The sequence below is a fragment of the Acrocarpospora macrocephala genome, assembly GCF_009687865.1.
GTDB lineage: Bacteria > Actinomycetota > Actinomycetes > Streptosporangiales > Streptosporangiaceae > Acrocarpospora > Acrocarpospora macrocephala.
In genome coordinates, this window is record NZ_BLAE01000057.1 from 71,551 (window position 1) to 79,098 (window position 7,548).

Annotated in this window: 7 protein-coding genes; 2 read left to right on the forward strand and 5 right to left on the reverse strand. The window is 68.8% G+C overall.

Annotation, left to right across the window (positions count from 1 at the left end; all coding sequences use genetic code 11):
* Positions 1 to 178 precede the first annotated feature (178 nt).
* Entirely contained in the window at positions 179 to 2,146 is a 1,968-nt protein-coding gene (locus tag Amac_RS39395; protein WP_246269006.1) for an ATP-dependent DNA helicase, read from the forward strand.
* A 596-nt stretch (positions 2,147 to 2,742) separates the two neighbouring features.
* Here the strand turns inward: Amac_RS39395 and Amac_RS39400 are convergent.
* Positions 2,743 to 3,867, reverse strand: coding sequence for a sensor histidine kinase (locus Amac_RS39400; RefSeq protein WP_155359522.1), 1,125 nt, complete (start codon positions 3,865 to 3,867; stop codon positions 2,743 to 2,745).
* Entirely contained in the window at positions 3,864 to 4,517 is a 654-nt protein-coding gene (locus Amac_RS39405; protein ID WP_155359523.1) for a response regulator transcription factor, read from the reverse strand. The genes Amac_RS39400 and Amac_RS39405 overlap by 4 nt, the downstream gene beginning before the upstream one ends.
* Positions 4,518 to 4,628: 111 nt before the next feature.
* Here Amac_RS39405 and Amac_RS39410 point away from each other — a divergent pair, with 111 nt between their 5' ends.
* The gene (locus Amac_RS39410; protein WP_155359524.1) at positions 4,629 to 4,955 is read left to right on the forward strand and encodes a hypothetical protein; all 327 of its coding nucleotides are present in this window, start codon (positions 4,629 to 4,631) and stop codon (positions 4,953 to 4,955) included.
* A 276-nt stretch (positions 4,956 to 5,231) separates the two neighbouring features.
* Here Amac_RS39410 and Amac_RS39415 read toward each other — a convergent pair whose 3' ends face one another.
* The 3 genes from Amac_RS39415 to Amac_RS54030 all read right to left on the reverse strand — a co-directional run.
* Positions 5,232 to 5,996, reverse strand: coding sequence for an SGNH/GDSL hydrolase family protein (locus Amac_RS39415; RefSeq protein WP_155359525.1), 765 nt, complete (start codon positions 5,994 to 5,996; stop codon positions 5,232 to 5,234).
* 50 nt (positions 5,997 to 6,046) lie between these two features.
* Positions 6,047 to 6,481, reverse strand: coding sequence for a type II 3-dehydroquinate dehydratase (gene aroQ / locus Amac_RS39420; protein ID WP_155359526.1), 435 nt, complete (start codon positions 6,479 to 6,481; stop codon positions 6,047 to 6,049).
* 706 nt (positions 6,482 to 7,187) lie between these two features.
* Positions 7,188 to 7,548 (reverse strand): hypothetical protein (locus Amac_RS54030; RefSeq protein ID WP_218041567.1); only part of this gene is annotated, 361 nt, incomplete at its 5' end.

A 7,548-nucleotide genomic window follows, 5' to 3' on the forward strand; every position in this document is an offset into this window, starting at 1 on the left:
GTCTCCCGGTCACAGACCGATAACAGGGCACGGATGTCAGTGCTGTGACATGGCCGATCCTTCGGATCGGCGGGCTTGGCCGCCTTCAGCCTGCGTCTTCCCTCGTCACTCCGGCCGCTCCGCGACCTGCGCTCCTCAGTCCAGACACAGGCGCGGCCAAGCAGGGTACGGTTTTCCCGTGCCAACACCCGACCTGCCGTCCGTCGAAGAGCTGCTCACCACCGCCGTAAAGGAGCTCGGCGGCGCAGAAAGACCAGGTCAGGTCAAGATGGCCAGAGCCGTACAGGACGCGCTGGAGAAGTCGGAGCACCTGGCCGTCCAGGCGGGAACCGGCACCGGGAAGTCGCTGGCCTACCTGGTGCCCGCGATCCGGCACGCCGCCGGTTCCGAGCACGCCGTGGTGGTGTCCACGGCCACGATCGCGCTCCAGCGGCAGCTGGTGGACCGGGATCTGCCCCGGCTGGCCGAGGCGCTGGAGGGCGAGCTGCCGAAGAAGCCGGAGTTCGCCATCCTGAAGGGGCGGCGCAACTATCTGTGCCGTTACAAGGCCACGGTGGGCATGCCGGACGACGAGGGCGACCAGCTCTTCGACCCGCGTGAGGTGAGCGCCACCGGGCGGATGGTGCAGAAGATCCAGGAATGGGCGGAGGAGACCGAGACCGGCGATCGGGACGAGCTGGTGCCCGGCGTCAGCGAGCAGGCCTGGCGGCAGTTCTCGGTGACCGCCCGGGAGTGCCTGGGCGCCCAGCGCTGCCCGAGCGGCGGCGAATGCTTCGCGGAGCTGGCCAGGGAACGTGCCGGGCTGGTCGACGTGGTGGTCACCAATCACGCGTTGCTCGCCATCGACGCGATGGAGGACTTCGCGGTCCTGCCGGAACACGACGTGGTCGTGGTGGACGAGGCGCACGAGCTGGTGGACCGGGTGACCTCGGTGGTCACCGACGAGCTCTCCGACACCGGCGTGGGCATCGCCGCCCGCCGGGCCGGGCGCCTGATCGAGCAGGGCGTCGCCGACCGGCTCCAGGCCGCCGCCGAGGACCTGCAGTCCCTGCTGGCCGCCGCGCCTCCCGGCCGGATCGACGATCTTCCCAACTCCCTCGGCATGTCCCTGGCTCTGGTCCGGGACGCCGCGTTCGGCTGCCTCACCGCCCTGGGCCCCCGCTCGGGGGACAAGGACAACCCCGAGAACGCGAGCCTCCGCAAAGCCGCCTTCAACGCTCTGGACGAGGTCCACGACACCGCCCAGCGCATGCTGGACGCGTTCGGCGGCGACTCGGAGGTGGACCGCGCCGAAGTGGTCTGGCTCGACGCCGGGCACGGCCGGGTCCCGCCCACCCTGCGCGTCGCCCCCCTCTCCGTCGGCGGCATGCTCCGCGACAAGCTCTTCGGCGACCGTACGGTCATTCTGACCTCCGCCACCCTCGCCCTCGGCGGCACCTTCGACGGCATGGCCGCCCAGTGGGGCCTCGGCGCCGACGGCTGGACCGGCCTGGACGTCGGCTCCCCCTTCGACCACACCCGCAGCGGCATCCTCTACGTCGCCAAGCACCTCCCCCAGCCCGGCCGCGACGGCCTCCCCGAGGCCTACCTCACCGAGATCGCCGAGCTCATCGAAGCCGCCGGCGGCCGCACCCTCGGCCTCTTCTCCTCCACCCGCGCCGCCAAAGCCGCCACCGAGGCTCTCCGCGACCGCCTCACCGTGCCCCTGCTCTGCCAGGGCGACGACTCCACCTCCCAGCTGGTCAAGAAGTTCGCCGCCGACCCCGCCACCTGCCTGTTCGGCACCCTCTCCCTCTGGCAGGGCGTGGACGTCCCCGGCCCCTCCCTCACCCTCGTCATCATCGACCGCATCCCCTTCCCCCGCCCCGACGACCCCCTCTCCTCCTCCCGCCAGCGCCACATCGCCGCCAAAGGCGGCAACGGCTTCATGACGGTCGCCGCCACCCACGCCGCCCTCCTCCTGGCCCAGGGCGCCGGCCGCCTCCTCCGCTCCACCACCGACCGCGGCGTCATCGCCGTCCTCGACCCCCGCCTCGCCACCGCCCGCTACAGCTCCTTCCTCCTCAACTCCCTCCCCCCGTACTGGCGCACCACCGACCCCCAAAAAGTCCGCCAAGCCCTAAAACGCCTAACCACCCCAACCTGACCACGAGAAATGGCGCAAACCCTCTCGCACCCATGAGGCCGGGCCCATTCGGCACCGGTCCGGCGAGGGGCGCGGAGGTGGTCGACGTCGGCACAACGAGGAAATGGCGCAAACCCTCTCGCACCCGAGAAGCAGGGCCCATTCGGCACCGGTCCGGCGAGGGGCGCGGAGGTGGTCGACGTCGGCACCACAAGGAAATGGCGCAAACCCTCTCGCACCCGAGAAGCAGGGCCCATTCGGCGCCGGTCCGGCGAGGGGCGCGGAGGTGGTCGACGTCGGCACCACAAGGAAATGGCGCAAACCCTCTCGCACCCGAGAAGCAGGGCCTATTTGGCGCCGGTGCGGCGAGGAGGGGTGCGGAGGTGATCGGCGCCGGGGGTCGGCGGGGAATTCTCGGTTAGGTGAGGATGGTTACCAGGTCGCCTACGTGGAGTTCGCCTTGGGTGTGGGGGACGAGGCGGATGCCGAACTCACATGCGCCTGGGACGACCTCTCTGCTAGCGAAGCCTTTTCGCGCAGACACGGGCACGTTCACGGCAAGGGTGGGACTCGTCGAAGGCGAAGGCGCGCTCTGGTCGCTGGGTGAGGGCGAACTGTCACGACGCTAGGGCGAGGGTCACTTCGAGGCCGCCTTCCGGGAGGGGGCGGGCCTCCAGTGTGCCGTGGTGGGCCTTGACGATGGCGGCGACGATCGACAGGCCCAGTCCCAGGCCGTCGCCGGAAGCCTTCCTGCCGGTTTCCAGGCGCTGGAAGGGCTGCAAGAGCCTGTGGATCTGATCAGGCGGGATCGCTGGGCCGCTGTTTGAGATCCTCAGGGTGGGACGGCCGGACTGCACGGCGGTTGCCACCTTGATCCAGCCGCCGGGCACGTTGTGCCGCAAGGCGTTGTCCAGCAGATTCGCGACCAGGCGTTCGATCAAGGCCCGGTCGCCGGACGCCGGTGCCGGGTGGAGTGCGGACTCGATGTGAACGGCCGGGTCGCCAGATCGATCGAGGGCCTGGGCGGTGATCGCGGCCAGGTCGAGGGGCTGCCGGTGATGCAGGCCCTGCTGGCTGCGGGCCAGGGTGAGCAGGGCCTCGATGAGCCGTTCCTGGTGCTGCCCGGCGGCCAGCAGGCGTTCCAGTACGGCCCGCAGTGACTCGACATCGGCCTCCGGATCGGCGAGCGCGACCTCGGTCATGGCCTGCTGCAGCGTCAGTGGGGTGCGCAGCTCATGGGAGGCGTTCGCGACGAAGCGCCGCTGCGCGGTGAACGCGGCCTCCAGCCGATCCAGCAGCTCGTCGAAGGTGTCGGCCAGCTCCTTGAGCTCGTCATCCGGCCCGGAAGCGGCCAGCCGCCGGTCGAGCCGGTCTGCCGTGATGCGCCGGACGGTGGCCGTCATGTCGCCCAGCGGCCGCAGCACGCGCCCGGCCATGAGCCAGCCCAGCAGCATCGACGCGAACGCCATGACCGCCAGCGCGATCAGGGAGTTGACCAGCAGCCGGCGCAGGTTCTCAGTCTGCTGCTCCTCCACCTTGGGCACCGGGACCGGCAAGCCTAGACCGCCGGGCGGCGCAGGGGCGGGCGGCGCTCCGGGGAAGGGCGAGTGCTCGACCAGAAAGTAGATGAGGGCGACCAGCAGCACCGCGGCCACCAGGAACAGGCCGCTGTAGAGCAGGGTCAGGCGCAGCCGTACCGGTCGCCTCACCGCGGTCACCGAGAACGGCCGTACCGACCTCATATCCGGTACCCGGCCTGCGGGACCGTCTCGATCAGCGGCGGGTCGCCGAGCTTGCGGCGCAACCGGCTGATCGTCACCTTCACGGTCTGCGTGAACGGGTCGGCGAACTCGTCCCAGCCCCGCTCCAGGAGCTGTTCAGCGGAGACCACGGCGCCCCCGGCGGCCAGCAGCAGTTCCAGCACGGCGAACTCCTTGGGGCTCAGCGGCAGCCGACGCCCGTCGCGGGTGGCGATCCGCGTGGCCGGGTCGAGGCGCAGGTCACCGTGGACGAGCACCGGCGGGAGGGCCGGTCGCGACCGCCTGGCCAGCGCCCGGATCCGGGCGACCAGCTCAGCGAAGGCGAACGGCTTGGGAAGGTAATCGTCGGCGCCGATGCCCAGCCCGGTCACCTTGTCGTCGATCGTCCCGGCGGCGGTGAGCATCAGCACGCGCGCCGGGTGCCCCGCGCCGGCCAGCGACCTGCACACCTCATCGCCATGCAGGCCGGGCAGGTCCCGATCGAGGACGACAACGTCGTAGTGGTTGGCCGAGGTCCGCTCAAGTGCGGCGTCGCCGTCCAGCACCACGTCGACGGCCATGCCCTCGCGGCGCAGCCCCGCGGCCACCGTCTGGGCCAGCTCCTCGTGATCTTCGACCACCAACACCTTCATGATCCCCCAGGATGCCCCGCCCTCGGTTACAGCGCGGTAACCGCCGCTGTTCCCGCCCTGTAACCGGCCCTCGGCTTCTCTGGCCTCATCGACAGAAACGGGTGAATCATCATGTCCAGCTCCACGATCAGAAACGCGATCCTCGCCGCCACAGTCCTCGCCGCGGTAGTGGGCGGGAACGCCGCCACCCCGCCCGCCCCGACCGTCGAAGACGGCAAGGCGTTCACCACCTGCATGCGCTCACAAGGGTTACCCGACTTTCCCGAGGTCGCGGTCTCCTCGGACGGGCTGATCAACCTCAACATCAAGGGCGACCGCGTCGACGTCCTCTCCGCGAGGTACGGGGCGGCGGTGAAGGCATGCGAACCGCTACTGCCCGCCGGCGCCGAACTACCGGGCGCGCCAGCGGCACCGTCCGCCCCCTCCCTCCCATCCTGAACGGAGGACTACCCGGGCGTACAGGTCCGCCGTGCACCCGTGCACCCGTGCAGCCGGCCTCGCTCCCATCTTGAGAGGAGGATTGCCCATGCGTTCAGGTCCGCCGTGCACCCATCCTCGCTCCCATCCTGAGAGGAGGACTGCCCAGGCGTACAGGTCCGCCGTGCACCCGTGCAGCCGACCTCGCTCCCATCTTGAGAGGAGGACTGCCCACCCGTCGGCCGAGCCCTCAGCTCCGGCAATCGTCCACCGGGGGATGTGACCATGAAAGTTTGGTCACTCGTCGAAGAACGTGAGGTCGGGGCGTTTCGCGGTGACGTTGTCGCCGGACGAGGTTCCCCGCAGCCGCCGCCCGATCCAAGGACCGAAATGTTCGCGAAGCCACTGCGCGTCCTCCCGGCGTTTGACCGAAAGATTCACGTGTTCCCGCGGCGGCCACACCTTCCGCCAGTCATCCTCGGCCGCGACCCCCAGCACATCCAGCACCTTCGCCGCGACCATGCGATGACCGTCCTCGTTCATGTGCAGACGATCGTCACTCCACGCCCGCCAATCCCGCAGCCCCTGCATCGACCACTGATCGACCACCAGACATCCGCACAGATCCGCGATCGACCGCAAATGCAGGTAATAGGTGGCGAACTTCCCCCGAGCCCGCCGCATGATCGGCGTATCCCGCGGATCAACCCCGGTGAACATCAGCACATCGGCCCCGGTCCCCCGCAGATCCCGTACGGCCGCCGCCACCTTCTTGGCCATCCGATCCGGATCGCTCCCCGGCCGGAGCAGGTCATTCCCACCCGCGCAGAAACTGATCAGATCCGGCCGCATCTCCATGGCCACCGGCACCTGATCCGCGACGATCTGATCGATCAGCTTGCCCCGCACCGCGAGATTCGCGTACCGGAACCCCGGCTCCAGCCGCGCCAGCCGCTCCGCCACCCGATCGGCCCACCCCCGGAACCGCCCATCCGCCCCAGGATCGTTGAGCCCTTCGGTGAAACTGTCCCCCAGCGCGACAAAAGACCGATACCGCGTCATCTCACCATCCCTATTTCGCCCACAACAACCTAGCGGGGGATGGCCCCACGTCAGCTCTCGCCCTCCGCGATAGCCCGCAACGCCAGCACGTACGACTGGAACCCGAACCCGGCGATCGTCCCCGTCGCCACCGCCGCCACCACGGACGTGTGCCGGAACTCCTCCCGCGCGTTCGGATTGGAGATGTGCACCTCCACCAAGGGCGCGGTCCGCTGCGCGATGGCATCCCGAAGCGCATACGAGTAATGCGTGAACGCGGCCGGATTCAACACCACAGGCGTCCTCCCATCGGCCGCCTCATGAATCCACTTCACCATCTCCGCCTCATCGTCGGTCTGCCGCACCTCAACCGCCAGCCCCAGCCCCCGCCCAGCCTCCTCACAAAGCACCACAAGATCCTCAAAACTATGCGCCCCATACACATCAGGCTCCCGGCTCCCCAACCGCCCCAAATTCGGCCCATTCAGCACCAACACAGCCCGCATCCCGCAACTCCCCTTCGACACCCCAGCGCCTCACAAACGCCGGCCATTTTCCGAACCATCTGACCCTACGACCTGTCGACCTTAGCCCCACATCGACGCAAACACATGATCCCGCCCATCTTCAAACCATCCCCAGCTAGAACAACCACGCCCAACACCAACGCGAACCTGCCCGCCCGCAACCTTCAACGCGCCAATCACGGCTAAGCCACCCGCACCGCTAGAACTGGCGCGAATATGTCCACGTGGTGACTTTGCGGGCGGATATGTCCGCGTTGATAGGGGAGCGCGGTCAGGGCTGAAGGAGTTCTCAGATCGTGAGACCGAGAGCGATCAGCGGGTTGTGAAAGTCGTCGCGGGGCCCAGCAGGTTCCGTCGGCGATGTTGGTGAAGTTGAGCAGGCGTAGCGCGCCGATCGCGTAGCTGCGCATGATCGCGAGGAGGCCCGTTCTTCGCGGGTTGAGGGTCCGCGGGTTGGTGTCCAGCTCCTGATCGGGCCTGGCGGATGGCTCTTCGGATGGTGGTAGGTAGGTAGGTAGATCTTTTGACGGGGACTGTGACCTGCGGTTTTGTCGCGAACCGAGGCCAAGTTTGAGTTCCTAACGGAAGTCAAGCCGATCAAGCTTTGAAGGATCAGGGTAGGCGGGGTCGACGCCGGGACTGGGTGTCACGGCGTTGCGCGTCGGTTGGGGGTGGTGAGGGCCGGTCAGGCCGTCGTGTGGCGGGTAGCCTTGCTGCTGGACGGGCCGGCTGCCGGAGCGTCGTGTGGCGACTCCTGACCGCGTCGGCTCGTCCCCTGTTTCGTGCCCTGTTTCGTGCCCTGTTTCGTGCCCTGTTTCGTGTCCTGTTTGGTGCCCTGTTTCAGCCGTGTGCTGGCGCGTTTGGGCCGGTTCTTGGCGCGGTCGGCGTCGCTGACCGCGTATCGCTCGGCGCAGATCGCCTTGGCCTCCTCCACGGTGAGGGGGCGGCCGTCGAGATCGCGGAGTTGGTAGGGGGTGCGGCTGCGCCAGCAGGCGGCCAGCCGGGTGACCAGGACGGCGGCCAGGGTGCAGACGGCGGAGTTGTGG